Origin of the sequence: Edwardsiella piscicida, from assembly GCF_001896205.1 — a bacterium.
Lineage (GTDB): Bacteria > Pseudomonadota > Gammaproteobacteria > Enterobacterales > Enterobacteriaceae > Edwardsiella > Edwardsiella piscicida.
Genome location: NZ_MPNU01000001.1, coordinates 652,392 through 673,291, shown reverse-complemented (window position 1 = coordinate 673,291; position 20,900 = coordinate 652,392). Strand labels below are relative to the sequence as shown.

Genomic DNA, 20,900 nt, shown 5'->3' with positions numbered 1-20,900 from the left:
GACGTGACAAGTCTTAATTTCATTTTTTTTGTCACTTGCACTATTTTCACCCAATACGGGGAAAATAGACGCTTAGCCGCGGGCTTTTATCGCCTGCGGTAGCTGCGCCAGGCTATCCAGCACGATATCCGCCAACGCCTCGCCCTCGGCACTCAGGGGCTTACCGCTGCGCACCAGAACCTTAGTTCCAACGCCGGCCGCCTGCGCTGCCTGTAAATCCTCCCGCTTATCGCCGACCATATAAGAGGCCGCCATATCGATATTCAGGAAACGCTGCGCCTCCAGCAGCATGCCTGGCTGGGGCTTACGGCAGTCGCACGCCTGCGTGTATTCGGGGACCGACCCCTGCGGGTGATGCGGACAATAGTAGATACCGTCCAGATCCACGCCGCGATCGGCCAGCGACCAGTCCATCCACTCCGTCAGATGCATAAACTGATCTTCTGTAAACATCCCGCGGGCGATGCCGGACTGGTTGGTCACCATCACCAGAGCAAACCCCATCGCCTTCAGCTCACGCATGGCGTCAATGACGCCATCAATAAACTGAAAGTCGTCGCTGTCGTGTACATAGCCGTGATCGACGTTCATCGTGCCGTCACGATCGAGAAAAATGGCAGGAATCTGCTGGGCCATTTACCTGTTACTCCTTAAAACGAAAAATCGGCGCACAGTATCGCACGTTTCCACGGAAAAAAGAGCGTGCCATACTAACCGTTCACTGGTTGACTTAGACGTCTAGACGCCTTAACATCCACTTCAGCGTATAACGTGACTCAAATCACTGATGATGACGGCCCAGGCCACGGCGAAGAAAAAATATAAAAATGATCAAACTCACTCATATCACCAAGGTATTCCAGCAGGGGCAGCGCCGTATCAGCGCGCTGGACGACGTGTCGCTGCACGTGCCCGCCGGACAGATTTACGGCGTAATCGGTTCGTCCGGCGCGGGTAAAAGCACCCTGATCCGCTGCGTCAATTTACTCGAGCGTCCAACGCAGGGACAGGTATTCGTCGACGGGCAGGATCTGACGGCGATGAGCACCGGACAGCTAACGCGTACGCGCCGCCAAATCGGCATGATTTTCCAACACTTCAATTTACTCTCCTCGCGGACGGTCTATGGCAACATCGCCCTGCCGCTGGAGCTGGATCGCGTGCCGCGCGACGAGATCACGCGCCGGGTTACCGAGCTGCTGGCGTTGGTCGGTCTCGCCGACAAGCGCGATGCTTACCCCGCCAACCTCTCCGGCGGTCAGAAACAGCGCGTGGCGATCGCCCGTGCGTTGGCCAGCAACCCCAAAGTACTGCTGTGCGACGAAGCCACCAGCGCGCTGGATCCGGCCACCACTCGCGCGATTCTGGAGCTGTTAAAAGATATCAACCGCCGTCTGGGGCTGACCATTCTGCTGATCACCCATGAGATGGACGTGGTCAAACGTATCTGCGATCAGGTCGCCGTTATCAGTCAGGGAAAGCTGATCGAACAGGGCAGCGTCGGCGAGGTGTTCTCTCATCCCAAGACGCCGCTGGCCCAGCAGTTTATCCACGCCACGCTGCATCTGGATATCCCGGATGACTTTGCAGAGCGGATGACGCCCACCCGCGGCGCCGATAGCCAGCCGCTGCTACGCCTGGAGTTCACCGGCCAGTCGGTCGATGCGCCGCTGATTTCACAGGCGGTGCGGCGTTTTAATGTCGACATCAGCATTCTCAGCTCCCAGATGGATTATGCCGGCGGAGTGAAGTTTGGCGTTATGTTGGCCGAAGTCCACGGCGACGATGCCGATGCCCAAGCCGCTATCGCCTTTTTTGAACAGCATCACGTGAAAGTTGAGGTACTGGGTTATGTCTGAGGCAATGATATGGTTAATGGTCCGCGGCATCTGGGAAACCGTCGTCATGACCCTGGTCTCCGGTTTCTTTGGCTTTGTCATCGGGCTGCCGGTCGGCGTGCTGCTGTACACCTCGCGCCCAGGACAAATTCTGGAAAATGCGCGGCTGTATAAGCTGCTGTCCGCACTGGTTAATATCTTTCGCTCCATCCCATTCATCATCCTGCTGGTCTGGATGATCCCGTTTACTCGCCTGATCGTTGGCACCTCTATCGGTCTGCAGGCGGCGCTGGTTCCCCTGACCATCGGCGCGGCGCCCTTCATTGCCCGAATGGTGGAAAACAGCCTGCTGGAGATCCCAAGCGGCCTGATTGAAGCGGCGCGGGCAATGGGAGCGACCCCGATGCAGATCGTCAATAAGATCCTGCTGCCGGAGGCGCTGCCGGGGTTGATTAACGCGGCGACCATTACGCTGATCACGCTGGTAGGCTACTCAGCGATGGGGGGGGCGGTCGGTGCCGGTGGTCTCGGACAGATCGGCTACCAGTACGGTTATATCGGTTACAACGCGACGGTAATGAATACGGTATTAGTATTGCTGGTCGTTTTAGTGTATTTGATTCAGTTCAGCGGTGACCGCATCGTCAAGGCGATCAGCCGTAAATAAGCAACGGAAACAATAAATAATCAAGCGTGCAGAGCACAACATCACATACAGAAGGATATGCTATGTCAACGAAATTCACGTCCCTGGCACTGGTCGGCACATTACTCGGCACGCTGGCACTGGCTGGCTGTGGACAGGAAGAGAAAGATCCTAACCATATCAAGGTCGGCGTTATCGTCGGCGCGGAGCAGCAGGTTGCCGAAGTCGCTCAGAAGGTGGCCAAAGACAAATACGGTTTGAACGTCGAACTGGTGACCTTTAACGACTACGTCCTGCCCAACGAAGCGCTGAACAAAGGCGACATTGATGCCAACGCCTTCCAGCATAAACCCTACCTCGATCAGCAGATTAAAGATCGAGGCTATAAGCTGGTCGCGGTTGGAAATACCTTCGTTTACCCGATCGCAGGCTACTCTAAAAAGATTAAGTCACTGAACGAGCTGCAGGACGGCGCTCAAATCGCCATTCCGAACGATCCGACCAACCTGGGTCGCTCCCTGCTGCTGCTGCAAAGCGTAGGATTGATTAAGCTGAAAGATGGCATCGGCCTGCTGCCGACGGTGCTGGATATCACGGAAAACCCGAAGCATCTGAAGCTGGTTGAACTGGAAGCCCCCCAGCTGCCGCGCTCCCTGGACGACAATCAGATCGCGCTGGCCGTCATTAACACCACCTATGCCAGCCAGATTGGTCTGACGCCGGCAAAGGACGGGATCTTCGTCGAAGGGAAAGACTCCCCCTACGTTAACCTGATCGTCGCGCGTGAAGACAATAAAGATGCTGAGAACGTGAAAAAATTCGTTCAGGCCTATCAATCTGATGAAGTGTATAACGCAGCAAACAAAATCTTTAACGGCGGGGCAGTAAAAGGCTGGTAATTTCTCGCAGTTTCCCTCCGCTTGACCAGATGGGCGTCCTGCCCATCTTGTCATTTGCGCTATAGATTGTTTCAATACTCCTCAATTCCATCAATACCAGGACATTTTCCATGCGTGCATTACCGTTATGCCTGCTTACGGCCAGTCTTGCGCTAAGCGGCTGCTCTCTGCTGTCACGCCCGGCCGCCCCGATCAAGCCCCTGGCCGCAGACAGAACGCCGGAAACCGTCGCCAAGCCACGCGCCGTTACGCCGCGTCAGACGCCGATTACGCTGTATGAGAGCGCTGAAGATCTGATCGGCAAACCCTTTCGCGATCTCGGCGAAGTCAGCGGCAGCGTTTGTCAGACCCGCCCCCACCATAGCGCCCCGAGCCTGACTACTGCGCGTAAACGCATGCTATATAAGGCTGCTCAGCTAAAGGCAAACGCCGTGCTGCTGCACAGCTGCCAGATCCTTAGCCAGAGCCATGGCTGCTATCGCCAAGCCACCTGTACCGGCTCCGCCCTCAGCATTGCCACCCCAGCCCAATGAGCCAGTTTCAGTTTGCACCGATAGGCGTCATCCGCTCGCCCTATAAGGAAAAATTCGCCATTCCGCGTCAGCCGGGGCTGATCTGCGACGGCGGCGGGGCGCTGGAGCTATTGCCCCCCTATAATCAGCCGGATGCCGTACGCGGGCTCGAGGGCTTTAGCCATCTGTGGGTCATCTTTGTCTTTCACCAAACCATGGACGGCGGCTGGCGCCCCACGGTGCGTCCGCCGCGCCTCGGTGGCAACGCGCGCGTAGGCGTCTTCGCCACCCGCTCGACCTTCCGCCCCAACCCGATCGGAATGTCTCTGGTTGAGCTGCACGGCATTGAGACGCGCAACGGTGTGCGACTCCAGCTCGGCAGCCTGGATCTGGTGGACGGGACTCCGGTACTGGACATTAAGCCCTATCTGCCCTTCGCCGAAAGCCAACCGCAGGCGCGCGCAGGGTTTGCCCAGCAGGCGCCGCCGGCCGATATGCCCGTCGTCTTCAGCCCCGACGCACAGGCGCAAATCGCCCAGCGGCAGCGGGACTATCCGCACCTGGCGCGCTTTATCCGTCAGGTGCTGGCGCAGGATCCTCGTCCGGCCTACCGCCATGCGGAAGAGGACGACCGGGTTTATGCGGTACACCTGCTGGATTTCAACCTGCGCTGGCAGGTAAAAAACGGCGTCTGCGACGTGCTGGGACTCGATCCGCGCTAGGCCGCACCAGCGGCCGTAACGGCATCGCGCCTAAAAAATCATGCGGCTCTCTTTTGACGCCCCGCAGGCACTGGTAAACTAGACTACTTTTTTTGCTCGTTCGAACGGAACCATACTCATGCGTACTAGCCAATATCTGCTCTCCACCCTCAAGGAGACACCCGCCGACGCGGAGGTCGTCAGCCACCAGCTGATGCTGCGCGCCGGGATGATCCGCAAACTGGCGTCCGGCCTGTATACCTGGCTGCCGACCGGCCTGCGTGTTCTGAACAAAGTCGAAAACATCGTGCGCGAGGAGATGAACTACGCCGGTGCGATCGAGGTATCCATGCCCGTGGTGCAGCCGGCCGATCTGTGGCAGGAGAGCGGGCGCTGGGAACAGTACGGTCCCGAGCTGCTGCGCTTTGTCGACCGCGGCGATCGCCCGTTTGTGCTCGGCCCGACCCATGAAGAGGTCATTACCGATCTGGTACGCAACGAAATCAGCTCTTATAAGCAGCTGCCGCTGAACTTCTACCAGATCCAGACCAAATTCCGCGATGAAGTACGCCCGCGCTTCGGCGTCATGCGCTCCCGCGAATTCCTGATGAAGGATGCCTACTCCTTCCACACCACTCAGGCGTCCCTGCAGGAGACCTATGACGCCATGTATGCCGCCTACGGTCGCATCTTTAGCCGCATGGGTCTGGACTTCCGCGCCGTACAGGCCGACACCGGCTCCATCGGCGGTAACGCCTCCCATGAGTTCCAGGTGCTGGCCCAGAGCGGGGAAGACGACATCGTCTTCTCTACCGCCTCTGACTATGCCGCCAACATTGAGCTGGCCGAGGCCCTGGCGCCGACCGCCGAGCGTGCAGCGGCAACCCAGCCGATGCAGCTGGTAGACACCCCGAATGCCAAGACCATCGCGGAGCTGGTTGAACAGCATGGTCTGCCGATCGAAAAAACCGTGAAGACGCTGCTGGTTCACGCCAGCGAAGAGAGCGGCCATACGCTGGTTGCCCTGCTGGTGCGCGGCGATCACGAACTGAACGAAGTGAAGGCGGAGAAACTGGCGCTGGTTGCCAGCCCGCTGACCTTCGCCAACGAGGCGGAAATCCGCGCGCTGGTCAACGCCGGGCCGGGCTCTCTGGGACCGGTCAATCTGCCGCTGCCGGTCGTGGCCGACCGCGCCGTTGCGGCGATGAGCGATTTTGGCGCCGGCGCGAATATCGATGGCAAACATTATTTTGGCATCAACTGGGAGCGTGACGTCGCGCTGCCGCAGATTGCCGATATTCGTAACGTGGTCGAAGGCGATCCCAGCCCGGATGGTAAGGGTACGCTGCTCATCAAACGCGGCATCGAAGTGGGGCATATCTTCCAGCTGGGCACCAAGTACACCGAAGCGCTCAATGCGACCGTACAGGGCGAGGATGGCCGCAATCAGCTGATGACCATGGGCTGCTACGGTATCGGGGTAACTCGCGTTGTCGCCGCGGCCATCGAGCAGAACCACGATGAGCGCGGTATCATCTGGCCGGACGCCATCGCGCCGTTCCAGGTCGCCATCCTGCCGATGAACATGCACAAGTCATTCCGGGTGAAAGAGGTGGCCGAGCGTCTGTACGACGAGCTGCGCGCCAAGGGCATTGAGGTCCTGCTGGACGATCGTAAAGAGCGTCCTGGCGTCATGTTTGCCGATATGGAGCTGATCGGTATTCCGCATACCGTCGTCATTGGCGATCGTAACCTCGATAACAACGAGATCGAGTACAAGTATCGCCGCAGCGGTGAGAAGCTGATGATCAGCGTCGATGAGATTGCAGCCTTCCTGCAGGCGCAGATCGCGCGCTGATCGCGCCGCGCGTGATCGTTAAAAACCAGGCCGCCGCTGTTGGCCTGGTTTTTTTTGCTTGAATGCAAGGTTATCCCTGCGGCGCCGCGCTCCACGGCATCACCGGCACCGCGCTGATCGCGTTCTTCGGCGATCCCTCCACAACCCGATCAGAATAGGAGAGATAGATCAGCACATTACGCTTGCTGTCATAAAAGCGCACGACCTGTAGCTTCTTAAAGACCAGCGATGTGCGTTTGCGAAATACCACCTCGCCATCCGCTTTTTTGTTACGAATTTTTTCACTCAGCGCGATCGGCCCCACCTGCTGACAGGAGATCGCCGCATCCGAGGTATCCTCAGCCAGCCCCAAACCGCCTTTGATTCCGCCGGTTTTCGCTCGGCTGACGTAGCAGGTCACATTTTCCACGTCAGGATCGTCAAAGGCCTCTACCACAATCTTATGATCTGGGCCAAACAGCTTAAATACCGTGTCGACAGAGCCGATCTCCTCGGCGTGGACCGAGGCTCCCCACAGGGTCGTCAGCGCGACACATAAGCCAACAAAATATTTATTCACTACTTTACCTCTGAAAATTTATAATAACAGTCGTTATTACTTTGCCGACGTTGAATAGAAAAGATAACAAGCCATTTTTTTATTATACTGCTTGCCCTTAAGTTCGTATTGCAATCAGCACGTTTCGTCGGATCATGGTTGCTTCCCTGCACACTATATGCAGCCTATGTATACCACCGCATTAAGGACGCTTTATGGATCAGGCCGATATTATTCATGACCTGCTAAATTGGTTAGAAGGACACCTCGATCACCCTCTTACCCTCGACAACGTCGCGGCCAAGGCAGGCTACTCCAAATGGCATTTACAGCGCATGTTCAAAGATGTCACCGGACAAGCCATCGGCGCCTATATTCGCGCCCGTCGCCTCTCTAACGCGGCGGCGGCGCTGCGCCTGACCAGCCGGCCTATTCTGGATATCGCGCTGCAGTACCGCTTTGACTCTCAGCAGACGTTCACCCGCGCCTTCAAAAAACAGTTTAACAAAACACCGGCGCTGTATCGCAGGGAGGAGGAGTGGCATGCCTACGGTATGCGCCCGCCGATCCGTTTGGGGGATTACGCTATCCCTACGCCCGAGTTCATCACGCTGCCCAGCCTATCCCTGGTCGGCGTCACCCAGAGCTATACCTGCACCTTAGAGCAGATCTGCCGCGTACGCACCGAGCTGCGCACGCAGTTCTGGCGCGATTTTTTGCACGCGGTGCAGGATATCCGCGATATTCCGCCGGTGCTGTATGGGCTGCACCACTCGCATCCGAACCCGGACAAGGATGATGAGCAGTCGATCATGTATACCACGGCCCTGGAGCCACACCTGCTACCCAAGCAGGTCACCCGCGAAGTGCAGTCTATCGAGCTGGCCGGCGGCGAATATGCCAAATTCAGCTATCAGGGCCCGACCGAGCACTTCCAGGCATTCATTATGAGCCTGTACAACAGCGCCCTGCCGACCCTGAATCTGACCCGTCGCCGCGGCTATGATGTGGAGCGTTTCTATCCCCTCGTGGACTCCACGCAGCGACCGCCTAAAAATCTGCGCTGTGAGTACCTGATCCCCATCCGACACACGCCGTCGTCCTAACGTAACACTTCATCCATCGACGGCTGGGCCAGATGCTGTACATCCCCCGCCGTTTCGACCACCCATCCGCTCGCCAGCCATGCGCTCTGCTGATAGTCCACCCGCGACAGCGAGCAGTTGCGCAGGCGCAGGCGGCGCTCAGCGTACGGCGGCAGTCCCAGCACCGTGGAGAGCAGGCAGCCCAGGGCAATGCCATGGCTCACCAGCACCGGACGGCTCCCCTGCGGTAGCGCCAGGCAATCGTTCAGCGCCTGCTGCATGCGCTCAGCCAGCTGCGCCATGGTCTCCCCCTGCGGAATACAGCCCTGCGGCGAACCATCCAGCATGCTCAGGCGCCACTGCTCCTCCTGCGGCGACAGCGAGGCCAACAGACGCGACTCCAGCACCCCCATGCTCAGCTCGCGCAGACGGGCATCCAGCGTCAGCGGACAGCGACAGGCCGCGGCGATGATCTCCCCCGTCTGCTGAGTGCGCCCCAGATCGCTGGCGATCACGTGGGTAATGCCCATCTGCCCTAAGCGCGCGCCGACCTGCCGCGCCTGCTGTTCGCCCATCACGGTCAGCGGGCTGTTCGACTGTCCCTGAATACGCCGCTGTACGTTCCACTCCGTTTCGCCGTGACGAATAAGATATACCTGTCTCATCTCTTTTTTACCTATACTGGGCTGTCTTCAGCCACTGCTACGCTTACTGACCGGACTTTCCCGGCCGAATCGCTACACGGAGTCCCGCTGCCGCGCACGCACAGCCGTCGGCTGCGCCCCGGACCATCGCGGCACTCACTCGTTTAAAGGAAACCGGAACCGTATGTACCATGTTGTCGCCGCGACCACCAATCCGGCAAAAATTCAGGCCATTACGCTGGCATTTGACGCCGCCTTTGGCGCCGGACAATACCGCATTGAAGGGATAGACGTCGATAGCGGCGTGCCGGAGCAGCCCTTGGGGAGCACGCAAACGCGCAGCGGAGCGCGTCATCGCGTTATCTGCGCCCGTCAGCTGCGGCCAGAGGCAGACTTTTGGGTCGGCATTGAGGCGGGAATTGAAGATAATATGACCTTTGCCTGGATGTCGGTGGAAAACCACGGCCACCGCGGCGAATCCCGCTCCGCCAGCCTGACGCTGCCGGATAGCGTCATGGACGGCATCCGGCAGGGACAGACGCTGGGGCATGAGATGCGCCGCCTGAGCGGCATCGATGATATAAACCGGCGAGAGGGCGCCATCGGCATCTTTACCCAGGGACGGCTCAGCCGCACCAGCGTTTATTACCAGGCACTGCTGCTAGCCCTGGCGGCGCTGGAGCCTGGCTATCACCGCGAGCCGCCGCCCCATTACGCCTGAGGCGTCGATGGCAACAGCTGGCGCACCAGCCAGCGCTTGAAGTCCGGCGACGCCATTTTTAGGCTGTTGGAACCCCGGGTAATCGTGGCGATACCGGCGCCCAGCTGACTCTTCAGCTCACGCTGGCTCATCTCCCCCTTCAACAGCTCTTCAATGATGCGCACCCGGGTTGCCAGCGCATCGCGCTCATCCGGCGTTAGAAACAGCTGTAGCATCGGCTCCTGGCACCCCTCTTGGTAGGCCTGCTGTAAGAGCTGAATGAAGCGTTGCCAGTCATCAGGCTCTGCGGGAGCCTGATCCGGCGCGGGCGTTGTCTTTTGCATCGTCTGATCTACCTTGCCTACGGCTGAACTATTCAACGAGTACAAGCATACCATAGACCCCGCGCAGGATGTAGGCCGCCAGCGCGCCGGGCTAGTAGCGACGCGCCCACTCGGCGTCCGTCAGTATCTGATCCGGTCGATGCATGAAATAGCGATAGTAGGCATCATAGGCTAATACGTTCTTCACGTAGCCACGCGTCTCCGAAAACGGAATGCTCTCGATAAACGCCACCGCATCTACCCGCCCGTCGCTGTTGCCGAGCCAGGTATTCACCCGCGACGGCCCCGCGTTGTAGGCGGCGCTCGCCAGAATACGGTTACGCCCCAGGCTCTGGTAGACGTACTCCAGGTAACGGGTACCAATATCGATATTGATTTTGGGATCGAACAGCTGGCTGCTGTTTTGATAGTGACTCAGGCTGAACATCTTGGCCGTGTGCTCAGCGGTCTTCGGCATCAGCTGCATCAGACCGCTGGCGCCGACCGAGGAACGCGCCTCTGGGTTCCAGGCGCTCTCCTGGCGGGCGATGGCCATGGCATAGCTTTGGGTGATCCCCTTATCCTCGGTTGCGCTGCGAAACTCCTGCGGCCAGGCCAGCGGGAATCGCTCCTGCAGATGATCCCACAGCTTCGCCACAATCGTCGCCTGCACGCTCAGATCGGCCCAGCCCTGATCCAGGGCATAGCGCGCCAGCGCCTCCTGCTGGGGACGAGGCTTGCTGGCGACCAGCGCGCTCCACTCACTGCGCGCGGTATTATCCATATTCCAGTACATCAGCTCACGCACGCGGGCGATCGCTGGCTCCTGCGCCAGGGCGGCATCCGGGCGTACCGCGCGCATCACCTGCAGCGGATAGGGAATACCCAGCCGCTGGGCGGCCACCATCGGATAAAAGCCGCGCTGCTTGATCAGCGCCCGCAGAATCGCCTGCCCCTCGCTGCGCTTACCCTCATCTATCAGCGACACCGCTTGCCAATAGCGCCATTCATCCTTATCACGCACCGACTGCGGTAAACGCCCCAGCCATTCGCGCACCTGCGCCGGATTGCCCTCGCCCAGCGCCATACGCAGACGTCGCTCCAGCAACGCCGCATTATGGCTGCGGCGGATCACGCCGTCGCGCCAGCGGCGATCGTCGGCGCTGGCGTCGCTGCCCATCAGTCGCCAGGCAATGGTCTCCTCCATCGCCTGCCGCTGACTCGACGGAATATGCTGCAGACGCACCAGCGTGGGCAGCATCGCCCGCGCGGCGTCCGCATCCTGACGCGCCAGCGAGGCAAAGGCGACCCCCACGATATCGCGGGTAAAATCGCTCGGCGCAACGCTGCGGGCAAAGGCCTCTACGCTGCGCGGATTGGCCTGCAGCGCCGTCAGCGCGGTATTCAGGGTCTGGTAATTCGCCGGCAGCAGCTGCTGCAGGTATTTCACCAGCCCCGCGTTGCCTTTTTCCAGCGCCAGACGCAGACGAGCCAGTATCGCCTGATCCCGTAGCCCACCGGCCCCCTTCCAGGCATCGAACAGCTTGTCGCAGCTGGAGGGCAGTGACTGACCGCTCATCCAGACCGTCTGCGCGCCGCGCCACGCCGCCTCCGCATGCCCCGTGGCATACTGGGCGTAATAATAGTTACAGCGCGCCGCCACCGGCTGCGGCGGCTGGGGACTGAAGGCGAGCAGGCCTATCCAATCCTCGCGCCGCGCCAGCTCATTGACATAGCGCGACGTCAGGCTGCGCGCCGGCGGCAGCGTCGGATACTGCTGCAAAAAGGCCTTAATCTGCTGAGCATTAACCTGGGACATATCCTGCGTCAGTGCCCGATAAGCCAGATAGGGGTAGAGCGGATAGTCGCGCAGCGTCGGCATCAGCTGATTGACGCTGTCCATCCGGTTGCCGTCCCACGCCTGCTTAATCTGTTGATAGCGCGCGCGCTGCGCATCGAGCGAATCTGCCGAGGCCGCCGCCGCGCTCAGCGCGAGGCATAGCCCGACGCTCCAATAGCGCCATTTGCCCACCATGACCATGTTTCTCTTTCCTTTGCTGACCCTCGCGCCCTGCGCGTCCACCGAATGATCGCCATCGCTCCGCGTGGAGCGTTGGCTAACCGTCTGAAATTCTATGACAGTGATTTTAGCAAAGCATTCCCCGCCTCCTGCTTTTCTTGCACTCATTTACACGTACACGTTGCCCACGGCCTGTCGCCATCCCTTTTCCCCTTTACGCGCTCAATCGGGGAGAATTCGCCTGGAACCGACAGAGATCGCAAGGAAAAAGAACGACGGCACGCTATACTCGCGCTTTGTCTACACCCTGCCCGCGGGTCGTTGTTATCCGTGGATGAACGGGCTACACTCCGCATCCACTATCGATCCGCAGCATATTCATCCGATAACAAGAGGCTCAGAGCAACGTGGCTCAATACGTCTATACCATGAACCGCGTCGGCAAAATCGTCCCGCCGAAGCGTCACATCCTGAAAGATATTTCCCTCAGTTTCTTCCCGGGTGCCAAAATCGGCGTGCTGGGTTTAAACGGCGCGGGGAAATCCACCCTGCTGCGCATTATGGCCGGCGTTGACACCGATATCGAAGGCGAGGCGCGCCCGCAGCCGGGGATTAAGATCGGCTACCTGCCGCAGGAGCCGAAGCTCAATCTGGAGCAGACCGTCCGCGAGGCGGTGGAAGAGGCCGTGGGCGACGTTAAGCAGGCGCTGACTCGCCTGGATGAGGTGTACGCCCTGTACGCCGATCCGGACGCCGACTTTGACAAGCTGGCCAAAGAGCAGGGTGAGCTGGAGGCGATCATTCAGTCTCACGATGGCCACAATCTGGATAACCAGCTGGAGCGCGCCGCCGACGCGCTGCGCCTGCCGGCCTGGGATGCCAAGATCGCCAATCTTTCCGGCGGTGAGCGTCGCCGTGTGGCTATCTGCCGTCTGCTGCTGGAAAAACCGGATATGCTGCTGCTCGACGAGCCGACCAACCACCTGGACGCCGAATCCGTCGCCTGGCTGGAGCGTTTCCTCCACGACTATGAAGGCACCGTCGTCGCCATCACCCACGACCGCTACTTCCTGGACAACGTCGCCGGCTGGATCCTCGAACTGGACCGCGGCGAGGGGATCCCGTGGGAGGGCAACTATTCCTCCTGGCTTGAGCAAAAGGATCAGCGTCTGGCGCAGGAGGCCTCTGCAGAAGCCGCCCGCCGTAAATCCATTGAGAAAGAGCTGGAGTGGGTGCGTCAGGGCGCCAAGGGCCGTCAGTCAAAGGGCAAAGCCCGTCTGGCCCGCTTTGAAGAGCTCAACAATACCGACTATCAAAAGCGTAACGAAACCAGCGAGCTGTTCATTCCGCCGGGACCGCGCCTGGGCGACAAAGTGCTGGAGGTCAGCAACCTGTCCAAATCCTACGGCGATCGCCTGCTGATCGATGCGCTCTCATTCAGCATCCCGAAAGGGGCTATCGTCGGCATCATCGGCCCGAACGGCGCCGGTAAGTCCACCCTGTTCCGCATGATCTCCGGGCAAGAACAGGCGGATAGCGGCAGCATCACGCTGGGCGACACCGTGACCCTGGCCTCCGTCGATCAGTTCCGCGACGCCATGGACGATAAGAAAAGCGTCTGGGAAGAGATCTCCGGTGGGCAGGACATCATGCGTATCGGTAACTTTGAGATCGCCAGCCGCGCCTATGTCGGTCGCTTCAACTTTAAAGGCACCGATCAGGGCAAACGCGTCGGCGAACTCTCCGGTGGGGAGCGTGGCCGTCTGCATCTGGCCAAGCTGCTGCAGGTCGGCGGCAATATGCTGCTGCTCGACGAACCGACCAACGATCTGGACGTTGAAACCCTGCGTGCGCTGGAAAACGCCCTGCTGGAGTTCCCGGGCTGCGCTATGGTCATCTCCCATGACCGCTGGTTCCTCGACCGTATCGCAACCCATATCCTCGACTATCAGGATGAGGGGCGCGTCGAATTCTTCGAAGGTAACTTCAGCGAGTACGAAGAGTACAAGAAGCGCACCCAGGGCGCCGAAGCCCTGCAGCCGCACCGTATCAAGTACAAGAAGATCGCCAAATAAGCGCGTCATGCTACGAAAAAGGCTCCCGAGGGAGCCTTTTTACTGCGCGATGGGTACCCGCATCATGCCAGATCCTGCAGAATATCCAGCGCGTCCGACAGCTTCTTCACGCCGTACACCGTCATATTGGGGATCGCCTTCTTCGGCACGTTGGCATGGGGGACTATCGCCCGCCGGAAACCGTGCTTGGCCGCCTCAATAATACGCTCCTGACCGCTGGCGACTGGACGCACCTCGCCCGCCAGCCCCACCTCGCCAAAGATCACCAGATCCTGCGGCAGCGGCCGGTCGCGCAGGCTGGACACCAGCGACATCAGCAGCGCCAGATCCGCGCTGGTCTCGCTTACCTTTACCCCGCCAACCACGTTGACGAACACATCCTGATCGGCCATCTGCAGCCCACCGTGGCGATGCAGCACCGCCAGCAGAATCGCCAGACGGTTCTGCTCCAGCCCCACGGCAACCCGCCGCGGATTGGACATCATCGAGGTATCCACCAGCGCCTGGATCTCCACCAGCAGCGGGCGGGTCCCTTCCCACACCACCATCACCGAACTGCCGGCGGTGATCTCCTCGCCGCGGCTGAGGAAGATCGCCGACGGGTTACTGACCTCGCGCAGTCCCTGCTCGGTCATGGCGAAAACCCCCAGCTCATTGACCGCGCCGAAGCGATTTTTATGGCTGCGCAGGGTGCGAAAGCGCGAGTCGGCGTCGCCGTCGAGCAGCACAGAGCAGTCGATACAGTGTTCCAGCACCTTGGGACCGGCCAGAGAGCCATCCTTGGTGACGTGACCGACCATGACGATCGCCACGCCGCGCGTCTTGGCAAAGCGCGTCAGATAGGCCGCCGTTTCACGCACCTGCGCCACGCTGCCGGGCGAAGACTGAATATCGGCCATATGCATCACCTGGATCGAGTCGATAACCATCAGCTTCGGCTGCTCCTGCTCGGCGATCAGACAAATCTGCTCGATGCTGGTCTCCGACAGCATATTCAGCCCCTCCGTCGGCAGGCCGAGGCGATGGGCACGCATCGCCACCTGCTGCAGCGACTCCTCACCGGTCACATACAGGGTCTTCATCTGCTGTGACAGGCGACACAGGGTCTGCAGCAGCAGCGTACTCTTGCCTGCGCCGGGATTCCCGCCGATCAAAATGGCGCTGCCGGGCACCACGCCGCCGCCCAGCACCCGGTCAAACTCGGTAAAACCGGTCGAAAAACGCGGCAGCGCCTCCAGGCTTATCTCCGACAGCTTCTGTACCTTGCTCAGGCTTCCGGCATCCCCGGCATAGCCAGACAGACGCGCGCTGCGCCCCGCCGCCGGCGCCGCCGCCAGGCGTACCTCGCTGATGCTATTCCAGGCCTGGCAGGCCGAGCACTGCCCCTGCCAGCGCGGATAGTCCGCCCCGCACTCATTACAGACAAACGCCCGTTTTACCGCCTTTGCCACTGCCGCTCTCCTTTCTGATAACTGCCCGGCGCCTCCGCGCTGCGCGGATACGCCCTAACGCTCTTCATGCTTTAACGTCGCGCTCAGCACGCACAGGACACCGATGAGATCCGCATGACGAATCGCCAACGGCGCCCGATCGTAGACACAGGGCTTGGCATGGAATGCGATCCCCAGCCCTGCACGCTGGATCATCTTCAAATCGTTCGCACCATCGCCGATGGCGACGGTCTGGGTTAACGGGATATTCAGCCGCTGCGCCAGCTCGCACAGGGTATCCTCTTTGCACTGCGCATCCACGATCCGCCCCGTAACCCGACCGGTCAGGCGCCCGTTGTGCACCTCCAGCGCGTTGGCCACCGCGGCGCTCAAATTCAAACGCGTACGCAGGTGATCGGCAAAATAGGTAAAGCCACCGGAGGCAATCGCCACATGCCAGTCAAACGCCTGCAGCTTACGCACCAGGCTGGTCAGTCCCGGCATCAGCGGCAGGTCATCCCTGACCTGCTGCAGGATGGCGGCGTCGGCCCCCTCCAGCGCCGCAACGCGCTGGCGCAGGCTGGCGGCAAAGTCCAGCTCGCCGCGCATGGCGCGCTCGGTCACGGCGGCCACCTCTCCGCCGACTCCGGCCAGACGCGCGATCTCGTCGATACACTCGATGGTAATGGCCGTTGAGTCCATATCCATCACCAGCAGCCCCGGCGAGCGCAGGTGCGGCAGACGCCCCAAAACCGCGGTGTCGATACCCTGCTCATTGGCAAGCTTGGCGGCCCTGGCAGGCATACCGCCGGCCAGGCGCACCACCTGATAGTCCTCGATGCACCACGCGGCCACCACCACCAGCGGCGCCGCCAGACGGCGCTGGAACGCCTGCAGCGCCGCCTTATCCAGATGACGTCCGTACAGCAGCCAGCCGGTGTGACCGGCGCGATAGTCCAAAGGCATTACCTCATCACCGCTCAGCGACAGCGGCAGGCCGGGCCAGCGATAAATCTCCGCGGGCAGATCGCAAAAGGTAAGACTGTTGGGCATAACCACTCCTTAAAAACACCATCCCGGCGTCAAAACTGTGCCTCAAGCTATCCTATCGCCAAGGCTTCTGGCAACATAAAGTCATTACCGGCGCAAAGGATCTCCCATGGTTAAGGCTACGCTTCGCTTCCGCCTGCACAGAACAGCCATCGTGCTGATATGTTTGGCATTATTGGTCATCCTGATGCAGGGGGCGTCCTATTTTAGCCTCAGCCACCAGCGGGCGCGGCTCGATCAGGTCGGCGAGCTGGCGCAAACCCTGGCTCAGCAGGTTGCCGCCCGCCTCTCTCCGCTCATCAATGACGATACGCCGGACACAAAAAAAATCGCCCCCATCTTGGAAGCGCTGACCCGCCACAGCCGTATCCTGGATGCCAGCGTCTATGCGCTGGATGGGTCGCTGATTGCCCAGGCCGGCGAGCGGGTGGAGGTGCGCGATCGGCTGGCGCTGGATGGCCAGCGCGCCGGCAGCTATTTTAACCACCAGATAGTCCAGCCGATCGACGGCCGCGATGGCCCCCTCGGCTTCCTGCGCCTGACGCTAGACACCCACGTTTTGGCGACCGAATCTCAGCAGGTTGACAACACCACTAACCTGCTGCGCCTGATGATGCTGCTGGCGCTGGCGATTGGCATCATTCTGGCACGCACGCTGCTGCAGGCGCGGCGCAGTCGCTGGCAACAATCCTCCTATCTGCTGACCGCCAATGTTCCGCTGGAGGAGGAGAGCGAACGCGATGCGCCGACGCAGGAGAATGCCGCGTCGACTACGCCGCCAACGTCCTAAAAAGCAAAACCCCGCCGAAGCGGGGTTTTTAGATGAAGGGAGTTGACCGGTAAGCCGGGTTCTGTCGTGGACAGTCATTCGTCTAGGCCAGCAATCGCTCACTGGCTCAAGCAGCCTACCCGGGTTCAGTACGGGCCGTACCTTGTGAACCCCTATTTGGCCTTGCTCCGGGTGGAGTTTACCGTGCCACGGTCTGTTGCCAGCCGCGCGGTGCGCTCTTACCGCACCCTTTCACCCTTACCTGATCCCACTTTGCAGCGGGCCATCGGCGGTTTGCTCTCTGTTGCACTTGTCGTGGGCTTACGCCCCCCAGGCGTTACCTGGCACCCTGCCCTATGGAGCCCGGACTTTCCTCCCCTGCGCCCGTCTCCCCGAAAGGACGACGACACAGCGGCGACTGTCTAGTCAACTCCGCCGCGGATAATAGGCTATTCCGCCTCACTTGTCACCTGATTGCTGCGCGAGTGCGTATTTATACAGCGCATTCTTCTTCACACCGTGAATTTCCGCCGCCAGCGCCGCCGCCTTTTTCAGCGGTAGCTCCGCCTGCAGCAGCGCCAGGGTACGCAGCGCCTCGGGCGACAGCGCCTCGTCATCCGCCTGGTATCCCTCGACGATCAGCACCATCTCGCCCTTACGACGATTCTCATCCTGCTGCACCCAGGCCAGCAGCTCAGCCACCGGCGCGCCGTGAATATTCTCCCACGTTTTGGTCAGCTCGCGCGCCAGCACCACATAGCGCTCGGCGCCCAGTTCGCTGACCATATCTGCCAAACTCTCCAGCAGGCGATGGGTCGACTCGTAAAAGATCAGCGTACGGGCCTCCTGCTGCAGATCGCGCAGCCGATCGCGCCGCGCCTTCCCTTTGGCGGGTAAAAAGCCCTCGTAGCAGAAGCGATCCGACGCCACGCCCGCCGCGCACAGCGCAGTGATCGCCGCACAGGCCCCCGGCAGCGGGACCACGCGAATACCGGCCTCGCGACAGCGGCGCACCAGGTGATAGCCGGGATCGTTAATCAGCGGCGTACCGGCGTCGGAGACCAGCGCAATACTCTGTCCCTCGCGCAGTTTCGCCAGTAGCTGATCCGCTTTTTGCTGCTCATTGTGGTCATGCAATGCAAAGAAGCGCGCATTTATGGCAAAATGTTGTAACAGCATTCCCGTATGACGGGTATCTTCCGCCGCTATCAAATCGACCGCTTTCAGCGTCTCCAACGCCCGCTGGGTAATGTCTCCGAGGTTACCGATAGGCGTCGGCACCACGTACAGCGTCGCCGCAGAAATGGCAGCATGATCGTTTTGATTCATTGTTTCATCCGGTTTGTCGATTTAATATTGAGCATTCTGAAAAAATTTACTGGGTACAGTATGCTTTCCTCAATCACTGTCCGCACCAAGTCCGGACGCCTCATCCCGCTGGTTTTGGCCGCCACACTGCTGGCCGCCTGTTCCGGGCGCGTATCTACCACGCCACCGGCCCCCGTTCAGAGCGAAGCCACCGCCTCTGCCGACTACTATCTGCAGCAGATGCAGCAAAGTAGCGATGATAGCAAGGCTGACTGGCAATTACTTGCCATTCGTGCACTGCTGCGGGAGGGAAAGCTACCTCAGGCGGCCGACCTGCTCGGCCAGCTGCCGTCGCAGCTAAGCGAGGCTCAGCAGCTGGAGCAACGCCTGGTCAGCGCCGAGCTGGAGATCGCACGGCACGCGCCCCAGCAGGCGCAGGCCATCCTGACCAAGCTGGATGTCGCCCAGCTCAGTCAGGCACAGCAGCTGCGCTACTATCAGGCGGTGATCGCCGCCGCACAGGGGAAAACCACCCTGGCGCAGATCCGCGCCTATATCGCGCTGCAGCCGCTGCTGACGCAGGAGAAGCAGCGTAAGGCCAATATTGACGCCACCTGGGCCGCGCTGAGCACCCTGACCCCGGCCGATCTCAACGGCATGGTGATCAACGCCAACGAGGATATTCTGCGCGGCTGGCTGGATCTGCTGCGGCTGTATCAGGATAACCGCCAGGATCCGGCGCTGCTCAAAGCGGCGATCAAAGACTGGCAGACCCGCTATCCCAATAACCCGGCGGCGACCCTGCTGCCCAGCGCGCTGGACAATATCCTGCACCTGCAGTCGGCCTCTACCGCCAGCATTGCGCTGCTGCTGCCCCTAAACGGTCAGGCTAAGGTCTTCTCTGACGCCATTGAGGCCGGCTTCAACGCCGCGAAAAACGGCGCATTTAGTCAGAATAGCGCCCCGACAGCGGCGGCGGCGACAGACAACGGCGCGCCGGCGTCCAGCGGTACGCTGGCAGCAGCAACGACCCCGTCTGCGCCGGCGGACGTTAACGCCGCCGGCGCCGTCAGCCCCAGCGCCCAGGGAACGGACGCCGCGGCGCCTGCGGCCCCTAACGATAGCGCTGCCCTGCCGCCGCTGGATGCCGCAGGCGATCCGATCGCCCCCAGCGTCAGCCCGGGCAATCCCGACGCGCATATTCAGGTCTATGACACCAGCAGCCAACCGCTGCCCGCGCTGCTGAGCCAGGCGCAGCAGGCTGGCGCCAGCCTGGTCGTCGGTCCGCTGCTGAAAAACAACGTGGATCAACTCAATACCCTTTCTACGCCGCTGAATATTCTGGCGCTCAACCAGCCCGAGCAGGTGCAGAACCATCCCAACATCTGCTATTTCGCGCTGTCACCGGAAGATGAAGCGCGCGATGCCGCGCGGCATATCTGGGCTCAGGGTAAGCGCACCCCGCTGCTGCTGATCCCGCGCAGCCCGCTGGGCGATCGCGTCGCGAAGGCCTTTGCCACCGAATGGCAGTCGTTGGGCGGCAGCAGCGTGCTGCAGCAAACCTTCGGCTCCAGCGCTGAGCTGCGCAGCACCATCAACGGCGGCACCGGGATCCGCCTGACCGGTCAGCCGGTCAGCGTCGCACCGGCCCAGCCGGCCTCGGTGACGATTGCCGGCCTGACCATCCCGGCGCCGGTGCAGCCGCCGGTAGCCAGCGGCGGCGGCGTGGACGCCGTCTATATCATTGCGACGCCGGCCGAGATCACCCTGATCAAGCCGATGATCGATCTGGCCAACGGGACCCATAACGGCATCGGTCTGTATGCTAGCTCACGCAGCTATCAAGCGGGCGCCGGTCCCGATTTCCGCTTGGAAATGGAGGGCGTTCAGTTCAGCGATATTCCGCTGCTGGCCGGTAGCGATCCGGCCATTCTGCAGCAGGCACCGGCCCAGTACCGCAACGACTATTCGCTGATGCGCCTGTATGCCATGGGCGCTGACGCCTGGACGCTGGCCAACCACTTCGCCCAGCTGCGTCAGATCCCCGGCTTCCAGGTTCAGGGCGCGACCGGTACGCTAAGCGCCAACGACAACTGCGTCATCCAGCGGAAACTGCCGTGGCTGCAGTACCAGAAAGGCAGCATCGTCCCGGTGCAATAACCGCTCACCAGATCGGCGCGCACTATGAACAGCGGGCGCGCCGCTATCTGGAGCGGGCTGGGCTGCGTTTTCACGCCGCAAACGTACGCCTACGCGGCGGTGAGATCGATCTGATTATGCGCGACGGTGCCACCTGGGTCTTTGTCGAGGTACGCTACCGGAAAACCGCCTGCTACGGCGGTGCGGCCGCCAGTATTGATAGCCGTAAGCGTCAGCGTCTACAGCGCTGCGCGGCCTATTGGCTGGCGGCGCAAAATCAGAGCATAGAAACGGCCGATTGTCGTTTTGACGTTTTGGCAATCACCGGCAGCCAGTTACAATGGCTTCCCAATGCATTTGTCTGA

20 protein-coding genes and 1 other RNA gene are annotated in these 20,900 nt (G+C 60.7%); 12 read left to right on the top strand and 9 right to left on the bottom strand.

Annotated features, from left to right (window positions below; translation table 11 throughout):
• Nucleotides 1–72: 72 nt before the first annotated feature.
• The gene (gmhB, locus tag BRD58_RS03030) at nt 73–636 is read right to left on the bottom strand and encodes a D-glycero-beta-D-manno-heptose 1,7-bisphosphate 7-phosphatase (protein WP_012847425.1); all 564 of its coding nucleotides are present in this window, start codon (nt 634–636) and stop codon (nt 73–75) included.
• Nucleotides 637–827: 191 nt separating this feature from the next.
• On the opposite strand from gmhB, the gene metN reads away from it, so the two are divergent.
• The 6 genes from metN (at nt 828) to proS (ending at nt 6,454) form a co-directional block, all read left to right on the top strand.
• Complete coding sequence (metN, locus tag BRD58_RS03025; protein ID WP_015460911.1) at nt 828–1,859, top strand: methionine ABC transporter ATP-binding protein MetN; 1,032 nt, start codon at nt 828–830, stop codon at nt 1,857–1,859.
• A complete protein-coding gene (locus BRD58_RS03020) occupies nt 1,852–2,505 on the top strand; it encodes a methionine ABC transporter permease MetI (protein ID WP_073381544.1) in 654 nt (217 codons plus the stop codon). Before metN ends, BRD58_RS03020 begins: the two co-directional genes overlap by 8 nt.
• A 62-nt stretch (nt 2,506–2,567) precedes the next feature.
• The gene (locus BRD58_RS03015) at nt 2,568–3,383 is read left to right on the top strand and encodes a MetQ/NlpA family lipoprotein (RefSeq protein WP_012847422.1); all 816 of its coding nucleotides are present in this window, start codon (nt 2,568–2,570) and stop codon (nt 3,381–3,383) included.
• A 110-nt stretch (nt 3,384–3,493) separates the two neighbouring features.
• Nucleotides 3,494–3,916, top strand: coding sequence for an Rcs stress response system protein RcsF (gene rcsF / locus BRD58_RS03010; protein WP_012847421.1), 423 nt, complete (start codon nt 3,494–3,496; stop codon nt 3,914–3,916).
• On the top strand, nt 3,913–4,617 hold the full coding sequence (gene tsaA, locus BRD58_RS03005; RefSeq protein WP_015460909.1) for a tRNA (N6-threonylcarbamoyladenosine(37)-N6)-methyltransferase TrmO: 705 nt from the start codon (nt 3,913–3,915) through the stop codon (nt 4,615–4,617). The genes rcsF and tsaA overlap by 4 nt, the downstream gene beginning before the upstream one ends.
• Before the next feature lie 118 nt (nt 4,618–4,735).
• Nucleotides 4,736–6,454, top strand: a complete 1,719-nt coding sequence (proS, locus tag BRD58_RS03000) for a proline--tRNA ligase (protein WP_012847419.1) — start codon at nt 4,736–4,738, stop codon at nt 6,452–6,454.
• 70 nt (nt 6,455–6,524) lie between these two features.
• Here the strand turns inward: proS and creA are convergent, their stop codons facing one another.
• Nucleotides 6,525–7,013, bottom strand: coding sequence for a protein CreA (creA, locus tag BRD58_RS02995; RefSeq protein ID WP_012847418.1), 489 nt, complete (start codon nt 7,011–7,013; stop codon nt 6,525–6,527).
• A 194-nt stretch (nt 7,014–7,207) separates the two neighbouring features.
• Between creA and robA the strand changes: the two genes are divergently transcribed.
• A complete protein-coding gene (gene robA / locus BRD58_RS02990; RefSeq protein WP_012847417.1) occupies nt 7,208–8,098 on the top strand; it encodes an MDR efflux pump AcrAB transcriptional activator RobA in 891 nt (296 codons plus the stop codon).
• Here robA and gpmB read toward each other — a convergent pair.
• Complete coding sequence (gpmB, locus tag BRD58_RS02985) at nt 8,095–8,742, bottom strand: 2,3-diphosphoglycerate-dependent phosphoglycerate mutase GpmB (RefSeq protein WP_012847416.1); 648 nt, start codon at nt 8,740–8,742, stop codon at nt 8,095–8,097. The genes robA and gpmB overlap by 4 nt on opposite strands.
• Before the next feature lie 163 nt (nt 8,743–8,905).
• On the opposite strand from gpmB, the gene yjjX reads away from it, so the two are divergent.
• Nucleotides 8,906–9,442, top strand: coding sequence for an inosine/xanthosine triphosphatase (yjjX, locus tag BRD58_RS02980; RefSeq protein WP_069578179.1), 537 nt, complete (start codon nt 8,906–8,908; stop codon nt 9,440–9,442).
• Here the strand turns inward: yjjX and trpR are convergent.
• Nucleotides 9,433–9,765, bottom strand: a complete 333-nt coding sequence (trpR, locus tag BRD58_RS02975) for a trp operon repressor (RefSeq protein WP_012847414.1) — start codon at nt 9,763–9,765, stop codon at nt 9,433–9,435. The two genes, yjjX and trpR, sit on opposite strands and share 10 nt — an antisense overlap.
• A 91-nt stretch (nt 9,766–9,856) precedes the next feature.
• Nucleotides 9,857–11,776 carry a murein transglycosylase gene (gene sltY, locus BRD58_RS02970; RefSeq protein ID WP_173790618.1) on the bottom strand — a complete coding sequence of 640 codons (1,920 nt, stop codon included), beginning with the start codon at nt 11,774–11,776 and terminating at the stop codon, nt 9,857–9,859.
• A gap of 395 nt (nt 11,777–12,171) precedes the next feature.
• On the opposite strand from sltY, the gene ettA reads away from it, so the two are divergent.
• Entirely contained in the window at nt 12,172–13,839 is a 1,668-nt protein-coding gene (gene ettA / locus BRD58_RS02965; RefSeq protein ID WP_012847412.1) for an energy-dependent translational throttle protein EttA, read from the top strand.
• Between the two features lie 62 nt (nt 13,840–13,901).
• On the opposite strand, the gene radA is transcribed toward ettA, so the two are convergent.
• Nucleotides 13,902–15,290: a DNA repair protein RadA gene (gene radA, locus BRD58_RS02960; RefSeq protein ID WP_012847411.1), complete on the bottom strand. Its 1,389-nt coding sequence runs from the start codon at nt 15,288–15,290 to the stop codon at nt 13,902–13,904.
• Nucleotides 15,291–15,344: 54 nt separating this feature from the next.
• Nucleotides 15,345–16,322: a phosphoserine phosphatase gene (gene serB, locus BRD58_RS02955; RefSeq protein WP_012847410.1), complete on the bottom strand. Its 978-nt coding sequence runs from the start codon at nt 16,320–16,322 to the stop codon at nt 15,345–15,347.
• 106 nt (nt 16,323–16,428) lie between these two features.
• Here serB and BRD58_RS02950 point away from each other — a divergent pair, with 106 nt between their 5' ends.
• On the top strand, nt 16,429–17,109 hold the full coding sequence (locus tag BRD58_RS02950; protein ID WP_015460906.1) for a YtjB family periplasmic protein: 681 nt from the start codon (nt 16,429–16,431) through the stop codon (nt 17,107–17,109).
• A gap of 34 nt (nt 17,110–17,143) precedes the next feature.
• On the opposite strand, the gene rnpB is transcribed toward BRD58_RS02950, so the two are convergent.
• Both rnpB and rsmI read right to left on the bottom strand, forming a co-directional pair.
• Nucleotides 17,144–17,522, bottom strand: an RNA gene (gene rnpB / locus BRD58_RS02945) — RNase P RNA component class A.
• 25 nt (nt 17,523–17,547) lie between these two features.
• Nucleotides 17,548–18,417 carry a 16S rRNA (cytidine(1402)-2'-O)-methyltransferase gene (rsmI, locus tag BRD58_RS02940; protein WP_015460905.1) on the bottom strand — a complete coding sequence of 290 codons (870 nt, stop codon included), beginning with the start codon at nt 18,415–18,417 and terminating at the stop codon, nt 17,548–17,550.
• Between the two features lie 60 nt (nt 18,418–18,477).
• Here rsmI and BRD58_RS02935 point away from each other — a divergent pair, with 60 nt between their 5' ends.
• Both BRD58_RS02935 and BRD58_RS02930 read left to right on the top strand, forming a co-directional pair.
• The gene (locus BRD58_RS02935) at nt 18,478–20,556 is read left to right on the top strand and encodes a penicillin-binding protein activator (RefSeq protein ID WP_069578176.1); all 2,079 of its coding nucleotides are present in this window, start codon (nt 18,478–18,480) and stop codon (nt 20,554–20,556) included.
• On the top strand, nt 20,514–20,900 hold the full coding sequence (locus BRD58_RS02930; RefSeq protein ID WP_012847406.1) for a YraN family protein: 387 nt from the start codon (nt 20,514–20,516) through the stop codon (nt 20,898–20,900). Before BRD58_RS02935 ends, BRD58_RS02930 begins: the two co-directional genes overlap by 43 nt.